The organism is Actinomycetospora sp. NBRC 106378 (assembly GCF_030269685.1).
Taxonomy (GTDB): domain Bacteria; phylum Actinomycetota; class Actinomycetes; order Mycobacteriales; family Pseudonocardiaceae; genus Actinomycetospora.
Genome location: NZ_BSTT01000018.1, coordinates 94,898 through 114,120, shown reverse-complemented (window position 1 = coordinate 114,120; position 19,223 = coordinate 94,898). Strand labels below are relative to the sequence as shown.

General features: G+C 74.8%; 17 protein-coding genes. 5 read left to right on the top strand and 12 right to left on the bottom strand.

Annotated elements, in window-relative coordinates; translation table 11 throughout:
• A partial coding sequence (locus QSK00_RS27355) for an integrase core domain-containing protein (protein WP_285591427.1) occupies positions 1-107 on the top strand: 107 nt, incomplete at its 5' end.
• Positions 108-128: 21 nt separating this feature from the next.
• Here QSK00_RS27355 and QSK00_RS27350 read toward each other — a convergent pair.
• The 3 genes from QSK00_RS27350 to QSK00_RS27340 all read right to left on the bottom strand — a co-directional run bounded on the left by QSK00_RS27350 (position 129) and on the right by QSK00_RS27340 (position 4,063).
• Positions 129-797, bottom strand: a complete 669-nt coding sequence (locus QSK00_RS27350) for a hypothetical protein (RefSeq protein WP_285596124.1) — start codon at positions 795-797, stop codon at positions 129-131.
• A gap of 63 nt (positions 798-860) precedes the next feature.
• Complete coding sequence (locus tag QSK00_RS27345) at positions 861-2,885, bottom strand: ATP-binding protein (protein ID WP_285596121.1); 2,025 nt, start codon at positions 2,883-2,885, stop codon at positions 861-863.
• Positions 2,885-4,063: an AfsR/SARP family transcriptional regulator gene (locus QSK00_RS27340; protein WP_285596120.1), complete on the bottom strand. Its 1,179-nt coding sequence runs from the start codon at positions 4,061-4,063 to the stop codon at positions 2,885-2,887. The genes QSK00_RS27345 and QSK00_RS27340 overlap by 1 nt, the downstream gene beginning before the upstream one ends.
• Positions 4,064-4,186: 123 nt before the next feature.
• Here QSK00_RS27340 and iaaH point away from each other — a divergent pair, with 123 nt between their 5' ends.
• Positions 4,187-5,662 (top strand): indoleacetamide hydrolase, encoded by a 1,476-nt coding sequence (gene iaaH / locus QSK00_RS27335; RefSeq protein ID WP_285596117.1) that lies wholly within the window; start codon positions 4,187-4,189, stop codon positions 5,660-5,662.
• Between the two features lie 207 nt (positions 5,663-5,869).
• Here the strand turns inward: iaaH and QSK00_RS27330 are convergent, their stop codons facing one another.
• The 4 genes from QSK00_RS27330 to QSK00_RS27315 form a co-directional block, all read right to left on the bottom strand.
• On the bottom strand, positions 5,870-6,046 hold the full coding sequence (locus tag QSK00_RS27330; RefSeq protein ID WP_285596115.1) for a YciI family protein: 177 nt from the start codon (positions 6,044-6,046) through the stop codon (positions 5,870-5,872).
• A 111-nt stretch (positions 6,047-6,157) separates the two neighbouring features.
• Complete coding sequence (locus QSK00_RS27325) at positions 6,158-9,001, bottom strand: vitamin B12-dependent ribonucleotide reductase (protein WP_285596113.1); 2,844 nt, start codon at positions 8,999-9,001, stop codon at positions 6,158-6,160.
• 62 nt (positions 9,002-9,063) lie between these two features.
• Entirely contained in the window at positions 9,064-9,564 is a 501-nt protein-coding gene (gene nrdR / locus QSK00_RS27320; protein WP_285596111.1) for a transcriptional regulator NrdR, read from the bottom strand.
• 396 nt (positions 9,565-9,960) lie between these two features.
• Positions 9,961-10,548 (bottom strand): hypothetical protein, encoded by a 588-nt coding sequence (locus QSK00_RS27315; protein WP_285596109.1) that lies wholly within the window; start codon positions 10,546-10,548, stop codon positions 9,961-9,963.
• A gap of 221 nt (positions 10,549-10,769) precedes the next feature.
• Here QSK00_RS27315 and lexA point away from each other — a divergent pair, with 221 nt between their 5' ends.
• The gene (gene lexA / locus QSK00_RS27310) at positions 10,770-11,552 is read left to right on the top strand and encodes a transcriptional repressor LexA (protein WP_285596107.1); all 783 of its coding nucleotides are present in this window, start codon (positions 10,770-10,772) and stop codon (positions 11,550-11,552) included.
• Positions 11,553-11,571: 19 nt separating this feature from the next.
• Here the strand turns inward: lexA and QSK00_RS27305 are convergent, their stop codons facing one another.
• Genes QSK00_RS27305 through miaA form a run of 4 tightly spaced genes read right to left on the bottom strand, consistent with a single transcriptional unit; the run spans position 11,572 to position 16,010 of the window.
• A complete protein-coding gene (locus QSK00_RS27305; RefSeq protein WP_285596105.1) occupies positions 11,572-12,531 on the bottom strand; it encodes a hypothetical protein in 960 nt (319 codons plus the stop codon).
• Positions 12,532-12,587: 56 nt separating this feature from the next.
• Positions 12,588-14,168 carry a GTPase HflX gene (gene hflX, locus QSK00_RS27300; RefSeq protein WP_285596103.1) on the bottom strand — a complete coding sequence of 527 codons (1,581 nt, stop codon included), beginning with the start codon at positions 14,166-14,168 and terminating at the stop codon, positions 12,588-12,590.
• A 56-nt stretch (positions 14,169-14,224) separates the two neighbouring features.
• Positions 14,225-15,088 carry a diaminopimelate epimerase gene (gene dapF / locus QSK00_RS27295; RefSeq protein WP_285596101.1) on the bottom strand — a complete coding sequence of 288 codons (864 nt, stop codon included), beginning with the start codon at positions 15,086-15,088 and terminating at the stop codon, positions 14,225-14,227.
• 10 nt (positions 15,089-15,098) lie between these two features.
• Positions 15,099-16,010 carry a tRNA (adenosine(37)-N6)-dimethylallyltransferase MiaA gene (miaA, locus tag QSK00_RS27290; RefSeq protein ID WP_285596098.1) on the bottom strand — a complete coding sequence of 304 codons (912 nt, stop codon included), beginning with the start codon at positions 16,008-16,010 and terminating at the stop codon, positions 15,099-15,101.
• Between the two features lie 143 nt (positions 16,011-16,153).
• Here miaA and QSK00_RS27285 point away from each other — a divergent pair, with 143 nt between their 5' ends.
• Positions 16,154-17,923 (top strand): DUF349 domain-containing protein, encoded by a 1,770-nt coding sequence (locus QSK00_RS27285; protein ID WP_502872085.1) that lies wholly within the window; start codon positions 16,154-16,156, stop codon positions 17,921-17,923.
• On the opposite strand, the gene QSK00_RS27280 is transcribed toward QSK00_RS27285, so the two are convergent.
• Positions 17,920-18,357 (bottom strand): VOC family protein, encoded by a 438-nt coding sequence (locus QSK00_RS27280; RefSeq protein WP_285596096.1) that lies wholly within the window; start codon positions 18,355-18,357, stop codon positions 17,920-17,922. The two genes, QSK00_RS27285 and QSK00_RS27280, sit on opposite strands and share 4 nt — an antisense overlap.
• A gap of 39 nt (positions 18,358-18,396) precedes the next feature.
• Here QSK00_RS27280 and QSK00_RS27275 point away from each other — a divergent pair, with 39 nt between their 5' ends.
• Positions 18,397-19,134 (top strand): SDR family NAD(P)-dependent oxidoreductase, encoded by a 738-nt coding sequence (locus QSK00_RS27275; protein ID WP_285596095.1) that lies wholly within the window; start codon positions 18,397-18,399, stop codon positions 19,132-19,134.
• Positions 19,135-19,223: the final 89 nt, after the last annotated feature.

Genomic DNA, 19,223 nt, shown 5'->3' with positions numbered 1-19,223 from the left:
ACCATCAGCGGCTGGCCGCCCTGGACACCTGGGTCCACGACTACAACACTCGCCGCGCCCACTCCGCCCTCGGCGGCCAGCCACCAAACACCCGCCTCGCCTGCTAACAACGTGACGGGTCACGACATCTAGGCGCGCGAGAGTGCCGTTCGTGCGGAACGGGTCGGTCCCGAATCGACCGCGCGGGCGGCCCGGACCGCGAGGACACCCAGCCCCACGGTGCCGACGGCCTCGAACAGCTCGACCTGCAACCCGGTGAGGACGGGTGCCTCGGGCAACGGGACCAGCACGCCGAGCGCGGACAGGACGAACGCCGCCCCGATCCACCAGGGCACGCCCGACCCGCGGCGCAGCAGCGCGATCCCGGTCAGCAGCACCCCGGCGACGAAGACGAGCCCGCCCACCACCTGCAGCAGCAGGAACGAGCCCGAGGCGATGATGGAGCCGTCGTCGGGAATGGCCTGGGGCACCTCGCGCGCGACGAAGCCCTCGACGACCAGGTGCGACTGCGCGGACAGGGCGTTGCCCACGAAGTACAGCGTCAGCCCGGCGACGCCGAGCAGGCCGACCCGCGGCGCGAGCCACGCGGTGACGGCCGGGAGCCCGAGCATCAGCAGGATCGCGCCGCCGTAGAGCAGCAGGTAGGCCGGTGGACCGCCCGGCGCCGTGATCGACGCGGCCGAGTGGGACTGCCCGTCGACGACGGGGTGCAGCAGGCCGCCGGCGAGCCCGGTGATCCCGGACAGGGCGAGGGCGGTGCCGCCGAGGGTGAGCAGGTGGCGGTGGGTGACGGTCATGGTGACTCCTCGATCGGTGGACGACGGGGACGCTGCCCGCCACCACTTGCGATCGACTTGCGGTCAGCCCAGGGCCCGGGCCTCGGCGAGCCAGTGCGGGGCGTCCAGACGGCGGGCGAGCGCCGCGGCGGCGGCCGCGTGCGGCCGCGGGTCCTCCCCGAGGCAGAGCGCGGCCCGGGCCAGGACGAGGTCGACGGGGCCGAGCACGAGCTGCCCGTTCACGGTGCGGACGAGCTGACCGGCCCACGGCGCGAGGTCGTCGCGGGTGCGGCGCACGACCGACGCGTCGTCGAGCCGGCAGGCTGCGAGGCACTGGAACGCCGTCTCCAGCAGCCAGGTCGCCTCGCGGGGGTAGGGCGGGAGCGGCCACAGCGCGCGGGCCTCCTCCTCCTGCCCGGCGTCGAGTCGCGCGAGGACCCGGAGCACGGCGACGAAGCCCGCCCCACCTGCCGTCGCGATCGCCTCCAGCTCGTCGACCATGCCCGAGGAGTCGCCGGCGGCCGCGGCCGTCGTCGTCATGACCCAGGCCCGGATGAACCGGCCGTTCGGGTCCCCGGAGGCCGTGATGCGCCGGGTGAGTTCGTCGAACGCGGCGTGGGCCGCCCCGACGCGGCCGTGGACGAGGTCGAGGGTCGCGTCGAACACGGCGACCGAGAGCGCCAGGACGGGGAGCTGCCCGGCCCCGGCGGTCGCGGTCGCTCCGTCGAGGTGGGAGCGCGCCGCGTCGAGGTCGCCGGTCCCGATCGCCGCCGCGGACAGGATCAGGTGGGCGAGCGCGCGGTGGTCCCCCAGGCGGGCCCGGGTTGCGACGGCGAGCATCTCCTCGCCGACGCGGCGCTGGTAGTCGGGGTCGGCGACGCCGAAGGTGTGCAGGTGGGCGAGGTTGAGCGCCCGGCAGAGCAGGCGCGGGTCGTCGAGGGCGCGGGCCAGCGCGAGCGCCTCCTCACCCGCGGTCCGGCCGAGGTCCACCAGCCAGGGCTGGGACTCGTGCGCGAGGGCGATCCACAGCTCCGCCCGGAGCCGTCGATCGGTCGGGTCGACGGTGGCGAGCAGCTGCTGCACGCGGGCGACGGCGGCGTCCTGGTCCGCGATCGCCGGTCCGGTCGCCCACAGGGCCGCCACGTCCCACGACCACGCCCACGCCTCGTCGGTGGGGTTCCCGGTGCGCCGGGCCGCCTCGATCGCGCGCGTCCGCTCGGCCAGGGCGGCGGACAGGTCCCCGGACGCCGCGAGTGCGCGGACCAGTTCCCGCTGGGCGCGCAGCCGGCTCGCGCCGTCGCCGGCCCCGAGGTCGTGGGCGCGCAGGGCCGCCCGCCACCACCGGACGGCCTCCTCGACCGCACCCGCCTCGTGGGCCGCCGCCGCGCCGGTGACGAGGTGCGGCAGCACCCGGCCCGCGGTGGCGGCGTCGAGCGCGAGCTCGGCGTGGTGGGCGAGCGCGTGGCTGCCCGACGGGTGGCGGGTCGCGAGCGCGTCGAGCAGGGCCCGGTGCAGCCGGGCCCGGCGCAGGGGCGGCATGCGCGCCGCGACGGCGTCCCGGACGAGGGCGTGGGTGAACCGCAGGGTGCTGTCGCCCTCGAGCAGGCCCGCGACGACCCCGGAGTCGAGGTCGTCGAGCAGCTCGTCCTCGGACAGCGGGCCCCGCAGCGCGTCGACCTCGAGCATGAGGTCGACGTCGACCTCGCGGCCGAGGACCGCCGCACGCGTCAGGGTGGCGACCGCCCGGGCCGGCAGGCGCGCGATCCGCCGGCCGAGGACGTCCCCGACGCCCGCCGGGAGCTCCCGCGTCGCCACGTCGTCACCCTCGGTGCGGGCGAGGTCGCCGAGCTCCCGCAGGAAGAGCGCGTTGCCGGCGGCCCGGGCGAGCAGTGCCCGCCAGGTGCGCTCGGCGAGATCCCGCCCGGCGTGCCGCTGCAGCAGGCGCCGCCCGGACTCGGCGTCGAGCCCACCCAGCCGGAGCCGGTCGCGGGTCTGGGCCGCGAGGAGCGCCAGGGTGCCGCGGAGGTCGTCGGACACCTCGTCGTCGCGGTAGGTCGCGACGACCAGCAGGGGCGCGGCACCGCTCGCCACGAGGTGGCGCAGCACCATCAGGTTCCCCCGTCCGCGCCGTGGACGTCCTCGCACACCACGACGGCGCCTCCGACGACGGGGGCGACGGCCGCGGCCAGCGCGAAGGCGCCCGCCGGGGCCGGGGACGTGCCGGTCGCCCGCACGAGGAGATCCCGCCACGCGTGCCCCGGCGGGGCGCCGGCGACCTCCGGGCAGCGCACCCGCAGCACGTCCCTCCCCCGGTCGGCGGCCTCCTGCGCGAAACGCTCGACCAACGCCGACTTCCCCGTGCCGGCCGCTGCGGTGATCCAGACGACGCCGGCGCGGGGCCCGGCCGCCCGGTCCGCCCCGTGCAGCCGGGCGAGCTCCTCGCCGCGGCCGAGGAACCCGTCGTCCCGGTCCTCCCGGGGGCGGGCGTCGGCGGGGGCTCGCCGTCGCCCACCGCCCTCCCGGGTCGGCTGCGGACGGGAGGCGGCGGGCGGGGCGAGGACGGCGGTGTGCGCCGACCGCCACTGCGGGCCCGGGTCGAGGCCGAGCTCGTCGACGATGCGCGTCCGGACCTCGCGCAGCACGGTCAGCGCGTCGCCCGGTCGTCCGAGGGCGGCCAGGGTCCGCGCCAGCAGCGCCGCCGCGCTCTCCCGCAACGGCTCGGCCCGGACGAGGGCGTCGAGGGCGTCGAGGGCCTGCCCGGGCCGGTCGAGGGCCAGGGCGGCCTGGCCGGCGATCTCGGCGGCGGCCGCGTGCAGCTCGTCGAGCCGGGTGGCCTCCGTCGCCGCCCAGGGCTCGTCGACGTACGGCGCGAACGGGCGCCCGGTGCGCCGGGCGCGGGCCCGCAGGGCGAGCGCGAGCGCCTCGGCGGGCGGTGCGGTGCGCGCCGCCTCCACCGAACGCGCGACCTCCCAGGCGTCGACCTGCTCGACCGGGAGCACCAGCCGGTAGCCGGGAGCGACGCTGACCAGCACCGATGCCGGCGTGCGGGGCGCCCGGTCGGGTTCGAGGCGGCGCCTCAGGTGGGAGACGTAGGCCTGGAGCGCCCCGAGGGCCTTCGGGGGCGGGCTGCCCGCCCAGAGGTCCTCGACGAACCGATCGGTGGGGACCACGTGCCCACGGGCGGCGACGAGCAGGCCCAGGACGGCGCGCTGCCGGGGGCCGCCGAGATCGAGCGGCCGACCGTCGAGGGCGGCGCGCACGTCGCCGAGCACGTCGACGCGGAGCACGCCGTCAGATTAGTGGGGTTCGGGTTGCCGTCCGGTCCTTGCTCGCCGCGATCCGGTCTGCCAGGGTGACCGCGTCACCGACCGATCGTTCGGTCAGCGTCCCGGGACCCGTGGAGAAGCAGCATGGACGAGCGGCGCGCCCCCGGGGCGACGGACGACCTCTGCCGGTGGAGCGCCGTCGAGGCCGTCGCGGCCGTCCGCGCCGCGCGGATCGCCGTGTCGGACTACGTCGAGGCCCTTCTCGACCGGGCGCACGCCGAGCGGCCGTCGAACGCCTTCATCACGCTCGACGAGTCGGGGGCCCGTGCCCGCGCCGCCGACCTGGACGCACGGGTCGCCGCCGGTGACGCGCCCGAGCTGGCCGGCCTCGTGGTGGTGGTGAAGGACAACATCGACGTGGCCGGGCTGCCGACGACCGGCGGCACGCCCGCCCTCCGGTACCGCCGGGCGCACACCACCGCGCCGAGCGTGCAACGGCTCGTCGACGCCGGCGCCACCGTGCTCGGCAAGACCAACATGCACGAGCTGGCGTTCGGGGCCACCAGCACGAACCTCTCCCCCTTCGCCGGCCCCGTGCGCAACCCGCACCGCCCCGACCTCGTCGCGGGCGGGTCGTCCGGGGGCACCGCGGTCGCGGTCGCGGTGGGCGCCGCACCGGCCGGCCTCGGGACCGACACCGGGGGCTCGACCCGTGTGCCCGCTGCCCTGACCGGCATCGTGGGCTTCCGCCCCTCGGTCGGGGACGGCGGCCCCCAGCGCCGCTACCACGACGCCGGGAGCGTCGTGCCCATCAGCCGCACCAGGGACACCGTCGGGCCGATGGCCCGGACGGTGGCCGACGTGGCTCTGCTCGACGCCGTCGTCACCGGGGCGACCGAGACTCCCACGGTCGACCCCCGGACGCTGCGTCTCGGGATCCCGGCCTGCCTCTGGTCGGGGCTCGATCCCGCGCTCGAGGTCGTCGTCCATCGCCAGCTCGACCTGCTCGCGACCGCCGGGGTGACCCTGGTGGAGGCCGACCTGCCCGAGCTGTTCGAGCTCAACGGCGCGGTGTCCTTCCCCGTCGCGCTCCACGAGCCGCGCACCGACATCCCGGACTACCTGCGCGCGACCGCCGTCGACGGGACCACCCTCGACGACATCGTGCGCGGCATCGCGAGCCCGGACGTCCGCCAGGTCTTCGCCGCGGTCACGGGCGACGCCCTGGGGGCCCAGTACGACGACGCCGTCCGCGTGCACCGCCCGGCGCTCCAGGCGCTGTACGGCGACTACTTCGCCCGGCACGACGTGGCGGCGATCCTGTTCCCGACCACGGTGCTCCCGGCCTTCCCGCACGACCTCGAGGCCGGGTCCTCGACCGTGCGGGTGGGCTCGGCCGCGCCCACCGACACCTTCGGCACGGCCATCCGCAACACCGATCCGGCCAGCAACGCCGGCCTCCCGGGCCTCAGCCTCCCGGCGGGGGCGACCGCGGACCGCCTGCCCGTGGGCCTGGAGATCGACGGCCCGCTCGGGAGCGACCGGCGGCTGCTGGCCGTCGGAGCGGTGCTCGAGTCACTGCTCGAACCCACCCCGCCGGCCCCGCCGGCCTCGCGCTGACCGTCCTGATCGGCAGGAGTTCCTGACCGGCTGAGCCACGCCGGGGGCCGCAGCGACTCAGCCGTCGCCCCGCGCCCGGACCACCGCGGACACGGCAGCGGAGTCGAACGGTCCGATCCCCAGGACCTGGTGGACGTCCCACGGGAAGACGTCGTACTCACGCAGCCCGGCGCGGACGAACGGCTCGGTCGCGCACAGGGCGTCGACCTAGTCGCGCGACATGTGCCCGAACACGATGATGCCGATCTCGCCGTCCGCCGTCGGGCCCGAGGCGATGACCCGACCTGCGCGCTGCTGCTCCAGCATCCACGCCAGATGCTCGTCGAGCATCGCGCCAGCCGCGTCCCGGTCCCCGGTCCACCGGTGCCAGGTCAGGTTCCACATCGACGTCTCCCGGGTCCGACGGCCCCCGGGGGGCCCGGGTCCTCGACCGAGAACCCGAGCACCCCCGGAGTGAGCAGGAGGTGAACCTGCGGCACGCCGCCGGACCGCTCGTCAGCTGCAGCCGCTGGTGGAGCCGCAGCCCTCGCAGACGTAGCAGGAACCGGCGGGCCGCATCTTGGTCCCGCAGGTCAGGCAGAGCGGCGCGTCGGCCGCCTTGCCCTGCTGCAGCTCGAGCAGCTCGGTGGAGCTCCCGACCGAGACGTCGGCCTTGCGGACACCCGCGGGCTTCACCGGCTCGTCGGCCGCGTCGACCGTCGTCCGCAGCTCCTCGACGACCTCGACCGGGGCGGCCGGGGCCTGCCCGTAGTCGATCGCGACCTGGGCGGTGCGCTCGTCCGCCGAGAAGATGCCGAGCTGGGCACGCTTCTCGTAGGGCAGGTGGTCGAGCGCGATCCGACGGAACAGGTAGTCGACGATGCTCGTCGCCATCCGCACGTCGGGGTCGTCGGTCATGCCGGCGGGCTCGAAGCGCATGTTGACGAACTTCGACACGTAGGTCTCCAGCGGCACGCCGTACTGCAGCGCGATGGAGATCGCCATCGAGAACGCGTCCATGACGCCGGCGAGCGTGGAGCCCTGCTTGGACATCTTGACGAAGATCTCGCCGAGGCCGTCGTCGGGGTAGGACCCCGCCGTCATGTAGCCCTCGGCGCCCGCGACCGCGAACGACACCGTCTCGCTCGGGCGCTTCTTCGGGAGCCGCTTGCGCACCGGGCGGTGGTCGGTGGTCGCGACCTCCTGGCCGGTGGTCGACTCGGCCGTCGATCCGCTGGACTTGCCGGCGGACAGCGGCTGGCCGACCTTGCAGTTGTCGCGGTAGATCGCGAGCGCCTTGAGCCCCATTTTCCAGGACTCGAAGTAGATCTCCTCGACCTCCTCGACGGTGGCCCGCTCCGGCATGTTCACCGTCTTGGAGATGGCGCCGGAGATGAACGGCTGGACGGCCGCCATCATCCGCACGTGGCCCATCGGCGCGATGGCCCGCTCGCCCATGGCGCAGTCGAACACCTCGTAGTGCTCGGGACGCAGGCCCGGCGCGTCGACGACGTGCCCGTGCTCGGCGATGAACTCGACGATCGCCTCGATCTGCTCGCCCTGGTAGCCGAGGGCCTCCAGCGCGCGCGGGACCGTCTGGTTGACGATCTGCATCGAGCCGCCGCCGACCAGCTTCTTGAACTTGACCAGCGAGAAGTCCGGCTCCACCCCGGTGGTGTCGCAGTCCATCATGAAGCCGATGGTCCCGGTGGGGGCGAGCACGCTGGCCTGGGCGTTGCGCCAGCCGTTGCGGGCCCCGATCTCCAGCCCGTCCTGCCACTGCACGGTGGCGGCGTCGCGGATGCGGGCGTCCTCGCGGTGCAGCGTGCGGATCGCGTCGTTCGCGGCGGCGTGCTTGCGCATCACGCGGCGGTGGGCGTCCGCGTTGCGGGCGTAGCCGTCGTAGGGCGCGACCGCACCGGCCAGCTCGGCCGAACGACGGTAGGCGGTGCCGGTCATCAGCGAGGTGATGGCCGCGGCGAGCGCCTGGCCGCCGGCCGAGTCGTACGCGTGGCCGGTCGCCATGAGCAGCGCGCCGAGGTTCGCGTACCCGATACCCAGCTGCCGGAAGGCCCGGGTGGTGTCGCCGATCTCCGGGGTCGGGAAGTCGGCGAAGCAGATGGAGATGTCCATCGCGGTGATGACGAGCTCGACCGAGCGCGTGAAGCCCTCGACGTCGAAGCGACCGTCGTCGCCCAGGAACTTCATGAGGTTCAGCGAGGCGAGGTTGCAGCTGGAGTTGTCCAGGTGCAGGTACTCCGAGCACGGGTTGGACGCGGTGATCCGACCGGACTCCGGCGAGGTGTGCCAGTCGTTGATCGTGTCGTCGTACTGCAGACCCGGGTCGGCGCACTCCCACGCCGCCTCGGCCATCTGCCGGAACAGCCCCTTGGCGTCGACGGACTCGATGACCTCACCGGTCATCCGCGCCCGCAGCCCGAACTGCCCGCCCGACTGCACGGCGCGCATGAACTCGTCGGTGACCCGGACCGAGTTGTTGGCGTTCTGGTACTGCACGGAGGCGATGTCGGCGCCGCCGAGGTCCATGTCGAAGCCCGCGTCCCGCAGGACACGGATCTTCTTCTCCTCGTTGCGCTTGGTCTCGACGAACTCCGCGATGTCGGGGTGGTCGACGTCGAGCACGACCATCTTCGCGGCGCGACGGGTCGCCCCACCGGACTTGATCGTCCCGGCGGAGGCGTCGGCGCCGCGCATGAAGGACACCGGCCCGGAGGCCGTGCCGCCGGAGGAGAGGAGCTCCTTCGACGAGCGGATGCGCGAGAGGTTCAGGCCGGCGCCGGAGCCGCCCTTGAAGATCAGCCCTTCCTCGCGGTACCAGTTGAGGATCGACTCCATGGTGTCGTCCACGGCGAGGATGAAGCAGGCGCTGACCTGCTGCGGCGAGGCCGTGCCGACGTTGAACCAGACCGGCGAGTTGAAGCTGAAGTACTGGTGCAGGAGCATCCAGGTCAGCTCGTCGGAGAAGATCTCCGCGTCGCCCGGGCTCGCGAAGTACCCGTGGGTGCGGCCGGCCTCGGTGTAGCTGCGCACCACGCGGTCGATCAGCTGCCGCAGGCTCGACTCGCGCTGCGGGGTGCCGACGGCCCCCCGGAAGTACTTGCTGGTGACGATGTTCGTGGCGTTCACCGACCACGTCGAGGGGAACTCGACGCCGCGCTGCTCGAAGTTGATCGAGCCGTCGCGCCAGTTGGTCATGACGACGTCGCGGCGCTCCCACTCCACCCCGTCGTACGGGTGGACCCCCTCGGTGGTGTGCACGCGCGTGACCGACAGGCCGCGACGGCCCGCGCCTTCCGGCGCTCCGTCGGTGCTCGTGTCGGACCCCACGGTCTCCGTCATGCGTTCCTCGCCTCCTGCACCGGGGACGCTTCCCCACGTTCCGGTGCTCGTGTCCCCGACCTTCAACGACCGGCGCCGGTCAACCGGCCGTCGTCCTCGTCAACTGCCTCGTGCTCCGTCGAGCGTTCCCGGAGGTCCGCGATCTCGGCCTCGAAGTCGGCCACGCAGGAGAAGTTCCGGTAGACGCTGGCGAACCGGAGGTAGGCCACGGCGTCGAGCTCCCGCAGCGGTCCCAGGATCGCCATCCCGACCTCGTGGCTCGGCACCTCGGCCGTGCCCGACGCCCGCACCGTCTCCTCCACCCTGTGCGCCAGGAGCGCCAGCGCGTCCGGGTCGACCGGACGTCCCTGGCAGGCCCGGGCCACGCCGCGCATGACCTTCTCGCGGCTGAACGGCTCGGTGACCCCACTGCGCTTGACCACCGCGAGCACGGCCTCCTCGACGGTGGTGAACCGCTTCCCGCACGCGGTGCAGGAACGGCGGCGACGGATCGCCTGGCCCTCGTCGGCCTCGCGCGAGTCGACGACCCGGGAGTCGTCGTTGCGGCAGAACGGGCAGCGCACCCGGTTCTCCTTCCTCGCCCGGCCGGGACGGCCTGTGGATGAACGGCCTCCCCGTCGACTGCCTGGGGACACCGCTGTGGACCAGACGCTCCCGGGGTGTGGATTCGGGGGCGCCGCCGGTGGAGGAACCACCGACCACGGTGGAGCGATGCCGGGATCCTGTGCGGGACCCTGTGGACAACGCCTCACCTGCACACACAACCTGTGGACTAACTACATCGATGTAACCACAAGATGTTGGGGCGGGACGCTAGCGACACCCGAGGAAGCGGTGCAAGCCGGATCCCCTGGTCCGGCGACGCCCGCGACGAGCGGCGCCCTCGCGCGCCCGACGGCCGTGTGTGGTGCCGGTGAGCGCACGCGTGGGTGACACGGCGACGCCACCCCCACGGCCGCTCAGGGCGCCGCGGGGACCACGAGGGGGCGACCGGGAGTGACGAGGGACGACGAGAGGTGGTTCGCGGCGCGGATCCGCTCCGCCACCGCGGACGGCTCCGAGGCCGGCGCCACCCGCGCGGCCACGTCGAGCAGCGACTCCCCGGGCGCCACGACGGTCACGGCCGTGCCCGCGGGCACGGGCTGCTCGGGAGCGGACCCGACCAGGCCGTCCCCGAGCCGGACCGCGAGGGCCAGCAGCCCGACCAGGACCACGGCGAGGACCACCGCGGCCACGGCGCGCCGACGACGGACGACGGCCGCGGCCGCGGGAGCGACATGAATCACACTGGTGGAATTCACCCGCCCGACGGAGGGCAGCAACGGGGTCTGCGGCACCACCAGGGCGGCCGGCCGACCGGCGGGCCGACACGCGTCGCGGCGGGCCGCCGGACGGGTGGGCGCGCCGGTGACGGAGCGCCCCACGGGCCGGACACGGCCGGCGGCACGGCCGCCCCACCCGGCGTCGAGACCCTTCGTGACCTGCACGGGAGCCGTGTCGGGCCCTGCGGCCGCGGGCCGCGGCCGGACCGGAGTCGGAGAACTCATCGGGCACCTTCTTCCGTCGCACAGACGTTCGATCGAACGCCTGTGCGATGTCTAGCATCGACCCCTGACAACGTCGAAGGACCGACCGGCGTGTCCTTCGAACACGTGTTTGATCCGTTGCGCACTCGGCGCTACCTTCACGGTCGGGAGCACGCAGCGTCACCGGCCCGTCCCCACCGGTCGGGCCGCCCGGGCTCGGACGTCGAATCGAGGAGGACCCCATGTCAGGACGCGGACGCGACGGCGCACCCGACCCACCCGGGACCGACGCCGAGGCGGCCGGGGTCGCCACGGCCGTGACCGCGGAGGTGCACGCGTTCCCCGACCGGGAGCCCGAGCCGTCGGCCTCCGGGACGCCCGCGCTCACCCCGCGCCAGCGCAAGGTCCTCGAGGTCATCCGCGACTACATGGACCGGGTCGGCTACCCCCCGAGCGTCCGCGAGATCGGGGACGCCGCGGGCCTCACGTCCACCTCGTCGGTGGCGCACCAGATGAAGGTCCTCGAGAAGAAGGGGTTCCTGCGGCGCAACGCGAGCCGCCCCCGCGCCCTCGAGGTCTTCATGCCCGAGGAGCTCGACCCCGAGCTCGGCGGTGGCTCCGAGACCGAGGGGGTGCGCGCCGACCGGCCCACGCCCTCCTACGTGCCCGTGGTGGGTCGGATCGCGGCCGGTGGCCCGATCCTCGCCGAGCAGGCCGTCGAGGACGTCTTCCCCCTGCCGAAGGAGCTCGTCGGCGAGGGCTCGCTGTTCCTCCTCAAGGTCGTCGGCGACTCGATGATCGACGCCGCCATCACCGACGGCGACTGGGTGGTCGTGCGCCAGCAGCCGAACGCCGAGAACGGCGAGATCGTGGCCGCCATGCTCGACAACGAGGCCACCGTGAAGACCTACAAGCGCAAGGACGGCCACGTCTGGCTGCTCCCCGCGAACGAGGCCTACGAGCCCATCCCCGGCGACGAGGCGACGGTGCTGGGCAAGGTCACCGCAGTCCTGCGGCGGCTCTGAGGCCCGACGGCCGGTCGGGTCACCGGCGCCGGCGGACCACCAGGACGCCGCCCGCCAGCACGACGCCGGCAGCGGTGACGGCGAGGGCCGTGCCGGCGAGCAGGCCGCGGGAGGGCCCCCGATCGGTGGGTGGTCCGGCCGCGACCGCCGGCGGCGCGGACCCCGGCGTCACCGCGACCTCGTGGAGCCGTGCCGCGGGTCCACCGCGCGGCGACTCGCCCGCCGAGAGCAGCGCCCCGTCGGCGGTGAACGCCAGCGCCTCGCCCTGCGGCTCCCCCGGGAGCGGGACCTGGGTCGGTGTGCCCCGCAGGGCCGCGACCACGTCGTCCGCCGTCGGGCCGGTCACCGGGAAGAGCCACGCGTCGGTATAGGTCCGCAGGGCGGCCGTGCGACCGTCCCCGGACAGGGCGCCACCCGTGATCAGGCCCCGGCCCAGGAAGCTCACCGGCCCGCCCTCGGTGCTCGACGACGGCAGCCGCACCTCGCCGTCGGCCCGCAGCAGCAGGGGCTCGGACGCCGCGTCGGGCAGGGGCCCCTCGGTCGAGTAGACGCGTCCGAACCCGCCGCCCTCCTTCGTGACGATCACGGGCCGCCCGTCGGCGGGCAGGAGCAGCGCCTCGGCGTCGTGCGGCCCGTCCGGGTAGGACAGCCGCACGACCGCACCCGGACCCGTCGTCGGGACCCGGACCAGGGCCACGGTGGACCGCTCGCGGTCGTTGTCCCCGATGTCGGCGAGCCAGAGCGTCCCGTCGGCGCCCCGCGCGAGGTCCTCGACGTCGCGCCCCTGCACACCGACCGGCCGAGCAGTGGCGACCGTGCAGTCCGGGCGCAGCGTGTACACCACGGTCGCGTTCCCGCTGTCGTTCACGACGACGGGTCCGGCCGGGCCGACGGCCAGCCCCGACACCTCCGCCAGGCGCGGGTCGGTCAGCGCGCAGTCGATCGACGATGCGCCGGGACTGCCACTGGATGACAGCAACGACGCGTTGCTGCCGCCGGAGGCGACCACGGCCGCCGTCAGGAACAGCCCGAGGATCAGGAGACCGGTACCGGCACGGCCGCGTCGGTCACCGCCGCGGCCAGCTCCGTCGACACCCGCGCGTGCAGGACGGTGCCCTCGGCGACGTGCCGCTCGGCGAGCACCTCGCCCTCGGCGTGCACCCGGGCCACCAGCGCGCCCTCGGTGTAGGGCAGCACGACCTCCACCTCGACCTCCGGGCGCGGCAGCGCCTCGGCGATGCGGCGGCGGAGCAGGTCGATGCCCTCGCCGGTACGTGCGGAGACGAACACGGCGCCCGGGAGCGTCGCGCGCAGCTGCGCCAGCGCCATCGGGTCGGCGTCGTCGACCTTGTTCACCACGAGCAGCTCGGGCGGCGTCGGCAGGGCCTTCTGCGGGTCGTCCCCGCGCGACGGCGGACGCGGCGTGTCCGGGTCGTGGCCGATCTCGGCGATGACCTCGCGGACCGCGGCGATCTGCTCCAGCGCCGAGGGGTCGGAGCCGTCGACCACGTGCACGATGAGGTCGGCGTCGCCCACCTCCTCCAGCGTCGAGCGGAACGCCTCGACCAGCTGGTGGGGCAGGTGCCGGACGAAGCCGACGGTGTCGGTCAGCGTCGCGACCCGGCCGTCGGCGGTCTCCCACCGGCGCGTGGTGGGGTCGAGGGTGGCGAACAGCGCGTCCTCGACCAGCACGCCCGCGTCGGTGATCGCGTTGAGCAGCGACGACTTGCCCGCGTTGGTGTACCCGGCGATCGCGACGGCGGGGACGTCCCGACGACGGCGCCGGTCGCGCTGGGTGTCGCGCACCGTCTTCATGCCCTCGAGCTCGCGGCGCAGCTTCGCGATCCGCTGGTGGATGCGCCGCCGGTCGGTCTCGAGCTTGGTCTCACCGGGGCCACGGGTACCGACGCCGCCGCCGGCACCACCGCCCGCACCACCACCCTGCCGGGACATCGACTCGCCCCAGCCGCGCAGGCGGGGCAGGAAGTAGCGCAGCTGGGCGAGCTCGACCTGCGCCTTGCCCTCCCGAGAGCGCGCGTGCTGGGCGAAGATGTCGAGGATCAGCGCGGTCCGGTCGACCACCTTGACCTTGAGCTTCTCCTCGAGCTGCCGCAGCTGGCCGGGCGAGAGCTCGCCGTCGGCGATCACGGTGTCGGCGCCGGTCGACTGCACGGTCTCGCGCAGCTCGGCGACCTTGCCGGAACCCACGAACGTCGCGGGGTCGGGCGAGGAGCGCCGTTGCACCAGGCCGTCGAGGACCTCGGAGCCGGCGGTCTCGGCCAGACGCGCGAGCTCGACCATGGAGGCGTCGGCCGCCGCGGCGGTGCCGCTGGTCCACACGCCGACGAGCACGACGCGCTCCAGCCGGAGCTGCCGGTACTCGACCTCGGTGACGTCGGTGAGCTCGGTGGACGCGCCGGTCAGCCCGGGGACGCGGCGGAGCGAGGTGCGCTCCTCGAGTTCCAGCGTCCCGGTGGTGACGTCCTCGGGCCCGGACCCGACGCGGACGTCGGAGGCCTCGGAGGCGTCGGGGACGTCGCCGTCGAGACGGATCGGCCGGCCGACGGGACGGGGGTCGGGGGACGCGGGGCGACGAGCGGGTGCAGGTTCAGTCATCTTGCACTCCACTGTCCCACGAGCCGGAGCGCCTCACCACGTCTTATCGACGGCTGCTACGCGCGCGCCGCCTGAGCCACGCGGGTGGACGCGTACGGCTCGTCGTCGGAGCCGCCGAGCTCGACCTCGCCGCGGGCGATGAGCACGGCCGGACCCGTCAGCGTGGTGGTCCCGGCCTCGACCCCCACGCGCAGCACCCCGCCCGGCGTCGTGACCGTGACCGTCCCGGTGTCGAGCCCCGCCGCGCGCAGCCCGGCCACCGCACCCGCCACCGTGCCCGTGCCGCACGACCGGGTCTCGCCCGAGCCGCGCTCGTGCACGCGCAACCGGGTGCCGAGGTCGTCGGTCAGCGGGGACAGGAACTCCACGTTCACGCCGTGCGGGAAGAGCGCCGGGTCGTGGCCGGGGGCGACCGAGAGGTCGAGGGCGTCGAGGTCGGCGGTGGTCACGCAGGCGAGGTGGGGGTTGCCGACGTCCACCGCCACGCCCGGGAAGGAGGTCACCGACCCGGCGGGCCCGACGGTCGACGGGACGATCGCGGTCGACTCCGGCCCGAGGCGCGCCGGGCCCATGTCCACCGTGACCTCGCCCTGCCCCACCACCACGTGCCGCAGCCCGGCCCGCGTCGCGACGTCGAACTCGGGGCCGTCGACCAGCCCGGCCTCGACGAGGTAGCGGGCGAACACCCGGACGCCGTTGCCGCACATCTCGGCGATCGAGCCGTCGGCGTTGCGGTAGTCCATGAACCACGCCGCGCCCGGGTCCTCGGCGGGCGCCACGCGCAGGACGCCGTCGGCGCCGAGCCCGCGTCGGCGGTGGCACAGGGCGCGGACCGCGGCGGCGGTCAGGTCGAGCCCGCCGTCGGGATCGGGCAGCAGCACGAAGTCGTTCTCCGTGCCGTGGCCGAGGACGTAGTCCATGAGGTCCAGCCTACGAACCCTCGCGCAGCGCGGTGAGCACCTCGTCGACGAGAGTGGGCGACGCCGCGTCGAACCACCGCACGCGGTCGTCGCGCCGGAACCACGACCGCTGGCGGCGCACCAGTCGGCGCGTGGCGACGACGATCCGCCGCCGTGCCTCGGCGAGCCGGGCCGGGTCGTCGTCGGGAACCTCGAGGATCTCCCGGTAGCCGACCGCACGGGAGGCCGTCTCCCCCGCGCGCAGGCCGCGTGCCTCGAGCGCCCGGACCTCGGCGACGAGGCCGGCGTCGAACATCCCGTCGACCCGCGTCGCGATCCGCGCGTCGAGCTCGGCGGTGTCGCGGTCGAGACCGACGAGCAGCGTGTCGTGGCGGGGGCGGCCGGGCCGCGGGAGGCTCGCCGCGAAGGGCCGTCCGGTGATCTCCACGACCTCCAGCGCCCGCACGATCCGGCGCCCGTTGCTCGGCAGGATGCTCGCGGCCGCCTCCGGGTCGAGGGCGGCGAGCCGGCCGTGGAGCACGGCGGGCCCGACCTCCCCCAGCTCGCCCTCCAGCCGTTCGCGGACCGCGGGGTCGGTGCCCGGGAAGGCGAGGTCGTCGAGCAGGGCCTGGACGTAGAGCCCCGACCCGCCGACCGCGATCGGGGTCCGTTCCCGACGACGGGTCGCGTCGACCGCCGCCCGCGCGTCGCGCTGGTAGGCCGCGACCGTGGCGGTCTCGGTGACGTCGAGGACGTCGAGCAGGTGGTGCGGCACGCCGCGGCGTTCGGCGAGGGGGAGCTTCGCGGTCCCGATGTCCATGCCCCGGTAGAGCTGCATGGCGTCGGTGTTGACGATCTCGCCGTCCAGCCGCGCGGCCAGATCGAGGGCGAGGTCGGACTTCCCCGTGGCGGTGGGCCCGACGAGCGCGATCGGCCTGGTCATCGAGGCCATGATCTCGTGGGGTCCTGGTGGACGCGTGGGGCGGGTGGGGTGTCGGACGTCCGGGTTGTCGCAGGTCGGGGGTGCGGTACCGACGGGTCTACTGTTTGAATGCCCGCACGATCGGAGCGGGAGGTGTGCGGCGCATGGCCGACGAGCAGGCCACGGGGGTGGCCGGCGCGGTCCCGGGTGCGAGCGGGGCGACGGGCGACGTGACGGAGCAGCAGGAGTCGGAGGCGGGTCGGCTCGACGGGCAGGTCCAGGACCCGGAGCCCGACCCGCTACCGGATCCGCAGCCCGACCCGCTGCCCACGAACGGGGCGGACACGACCGGTACGACGGAGACGTCGGACGACGCGGAGGCGAGCGAGCAGGTGCAGCTCTCCCCGGCGGCGACGGCCGCGGAGGACCCGGAGTCGGTCCCGGAGTCGCCGGTCCCGGCCTCCGCCGAGCCCGTCGCCACGACCTCAGGGGACGCGGCGGTGACGGTGTCGCCGGCTGCGGTGGCCCCGGACGACGCGACCGCCGAGGACGCCGCGGTCGACGACCTCGCGCAGGCCCCGGTCGAGGCGGCACCCCCGGTGCCGGCCCCGGGGCCGCCGCCCGAGCCGGTCGCGCGCGAGTCGGAGGACGCGGCGGCGCCCGAGCAGCCCGTGCCCGCGAGCCCGGCCTCCGAGGTCGCGGAGCTGCCCACCGTCCCGGCCGCCACCGACGACCCGTCCCAGTGGGGTCGGGTGGACGCCGACGGCACCGTCTACACGGTCGCCCCCGAGGGCGAGCGGGCCGTGGGGTCGTGGCAGGCCGGAGACGCCGTCGAGGGCCTCGCCCACTACGCCCGGCGCTTCGACGACCTCCGCACGGAGGCGGACCTCCTCGTCCGGCGCCTCCACTCCGGGCGTGGCGACGCCGCGAACGTGCTGCGCAGCGCGACCGTGCTGCGCGAACGGCTCGACGTGGCCGCGGTGGTGGGGGATCTCCCCGGCCTCGTCGTGCGCCTCGACGCCGTCATCACCGCCGCCGAGCAGACCGGCCGGGCCGAGAAGTCGGCCAAGGCCGGTGCTCGCGAGCAGGCCGTCGCCCGCAAGGAGTCGCTCATCGGCGAGGCCGAGACCCTCGCCGAGGAGACGACGCGCTGGAAGCACGCGGGCGACCGGTTCTCGGCGATGCTCGAGGAGTGGAAGTCGATCCGCGGGATCGACCGGAAGACCGACGACGCGCTCTGGAAGCGCTTCGCGAAGGCCCGCGAGACCTTCACCCGTCGTCGGGGAGCGCACTTCGCCGAGCTCGACCGCGAGCGGGCGGCCGCCAAGGCCCGCAAGGAGGAGCTCGTCGTCGAGGCAGAGTCGCTGCAGTCCTCCGAGGACTGGGGCGCCACCGCCGGGCGCTACAAGGAGCTCATGACGGAGTGGAAGGCGGCCGGTCGGACGTCGAAGGACGCCGACGACGCCCTCTGGGCCCGCTTCCGCGGCGCCCAGGACGCCTTCTTCTCCCGCCGCTCGGCCACCTTCGACGCCCGGGACGCCGAGTTCACGCAGAACGCGACGGCCAAGGAGTCGCTCCTCAAGGAGGCCGCGACGATCGACCTGTCCGACACCGATGCCGCCCGTGCGGCGCTGCGGTCGGTGCAGGAGCGGTGGGACGAGATCGGCAAGGTCCCGCGCGAGCGGGTCCGCGAGTTCCAGACCCGGCTCAAGGAGGTCGAGGACCGCGTCCGCGCGGCCGTCGACAAGCGCTGGTCGCGGACCGACCCGGAGAAGGAGGCCCGCGTCGGGCAGTTCCGGGAGCGGGTCGAGGCCTACGAGGCACAGGCCGCGAAGGCCCGTGCCGCCGGGGACGAACGCCGGGCCAAGGAGGCCGAGCAGCAGGCGTCCACGTGGCGCGAGTGGCTGGCCGCCGCGGAGCGCGCGACGGGCTAGTGGCCGTCGTCCGGCGTGCCGGGCGCGACGAAGATGCAGAACGGGTGCCCGGCCGGGTCCGCGTCGACGTAGAGCGGCTCGTGCTCGTCGTCAGAGCGGTCCAGGAGCAGCGTCGCGCCGAGGTCGAGGGCGCGTCGCTGCTGGCGCTCCAGGTCCTCGGGCGTGGGCACCGTCAGGTCGAGGTGGACCCGCTGGTGACCATCAGGCCAGTCCACGGGCGGCAGGCTCGCGACGGGCTGGACGGCGAGCACGGGCATCCCGTGACGGTCGCGCAACGCCAACCACTCCTGCGCCTGCCGGTCGGGTGTGCCGTCGGGCGGGGGCTCGTCGCCGATGCGGTACCGCAGACCGAGCAGCTCCCGGTAGAACTCGGCGATACCGCGGGCGTCCACGGCGTCGAGGACCGTCTGGCGCAGGATGGGGTGGTCGACCATGTGGCCCACTGTGCCCCGGGGGTCTGACATCGTCGTCGGATGACCTCCGTCGTCGTGACCGGAGCCGCCCGCGGCGTCGGACGGGCCGTCGCCGAGCGACTCCTCGCCGAGCACGTGGTCGTGGCCGTCGATCTCGAGCGGCCCGACTGGATCGCGGGTCAGGGTGTCGCCGTGCAGGGCGATGCCACCGACGAGGAGGCGATGCGGGGCGCGGCCGCTCTCGCCGAGCGCGAGGCGCCGCTGGTCGGCTGGGTGAACAACGCCGCCATCTTCCGCGACGCGTCCCTGGTCGACGGGTCCGGCGAGGTCCTCGACCTCGTCGTCGCCAATCTCGCACCCGCCATCGTCGGGACCGCGGTCGCCGTCCGCCACTTCCGGACGGCGGCTCGAGCCGGGTCGGTCGTGACCGTCTCGAGTCACCAGGCGCAGCGGGCCGTCCGCGGTGCGCTGCCGTACGCGACGGCGAAGGCCGCGATCGAGGGTCTCGTGCGGGCGGCTGCGGTCGACCACGGACCGGACGGCATCCGGGTCAACGCCGTGGCCCTGGGGTCGATCGAGACCGAGCGCTCGGCGGCGCACCGTGCGGGGTTGCCGAATCCCGCCGCGTTCGTCCGCCAGATCGCTACCCTGCAGCCGCTCGGCCGGCTGGGTCAGGGTGCGGAGGTCGCGAACGTGGTGGCGTTCCTGTTGTCCGACGCGGCGTCGTTCGTCTCCGGGGCGGTCCTCCCGGTCGACGGCGGACGCGCCGCGCAAGGTCAGGATCCGGAGGGCCGGTGACCGCTCCTCCGACGTGCGGCCTGCCCGGCTCGGGCAAGACCGCGATCGCGCGCGGCTCGCCACCGGCCCGCGGTGCGCCTGCCGAGGGA

Bases quoted from the DNA above. Each gene is read 5' to 3' on its own strand.
- QSK00_RS27350 (WP_285596124.1), bottom strand. From the start codon at position 797: ATGACCGTCACCCACCGCCACCTGCTCACCCTCGGCGGCACCGCCCTC.
- QSK00_RS27345 (WP_285596121.1), bottom strand. From the start codon at position 2,885: ATGGTGCTGCGCCACCTCGTGGCGAGCGGTGCCGCGCCCCTGCTGGTC.
- iaaH (WP_285596117.1), top strand. From the start codon at position 4,187: ATGGACGAGCGGCGCGCCCCCGGGGCGACGGACGACCTCTGCCGGTGG.
- QSK00_RS27330 (WP_285596115.1), bottom strand. From the start codon at position 6,046: ATGTGGAACCTGACCTGGCACCGGTGGACCGGGGACCGGGACGCGGCT.
- QSK00_RS27325 (WP_285596113.1), bottom strand. From the start codon at position 9,001: ATGACGGAGACCGTGGGGTCCGACACGAGCACCGACGGAGCGCCGGAA.
- QSK00_RS27315 (WP_285596109.1), bottom strand. From the start codon at position 10,548: ATGAGTTCTCCGACTCCGGTCCGGCCGCGGCCCGCGGCCGCAGGGCCC.
- lexA (WP_285596107.1), top strand. From the start codon at position 10,770: ATGTCAGGACGCGGACGCGACGGCGCACCCGACCCACCCGGGACCGAC.
- hflX (WP_285596103.1), bottom strand. From the start codon at position 14,168: ATGACTGAACCTGCACCCGCTCGTCGCCCCGCGTCCCCCGACCCCCGT.
- dapF (WP_285596101.1), bottom strand. From the start codon at position 15,088: ATGGACTACGTCCTCGGCCACGGCACGGAGAACGACTTCGTGCTGCTG.
- miaA (WP_285596098.1), bottom strand. From the start codon at position 16,010: ATGACCAGGCCGATCGCGCTCGTCGGGCCCACCGCCACGGGGAAGTCC.
- QSK00_RS27285 (WP_502872085.1), top strand. From the start codon at position 16,154: ATGGCCGACGAGCAGGCCACGGGGGTGGCCGGCGCGGTCCCGGGTGCG.
- QSK00_RS27280 (WP_285596096.1), bottom strand. From the start codon at position 18,357: ATGGTCGACCACCCCATCCTGCGCCAGACGGTCCTCGACGCCGTGGAC.
- QSK00_RS27275 (WP_285596095.1), top strand. From the start codon at position 18,397: ATGACCTCCGTCGTCGTGACCGGAGCCGCCCGCGGCGTCGGACGGGCC.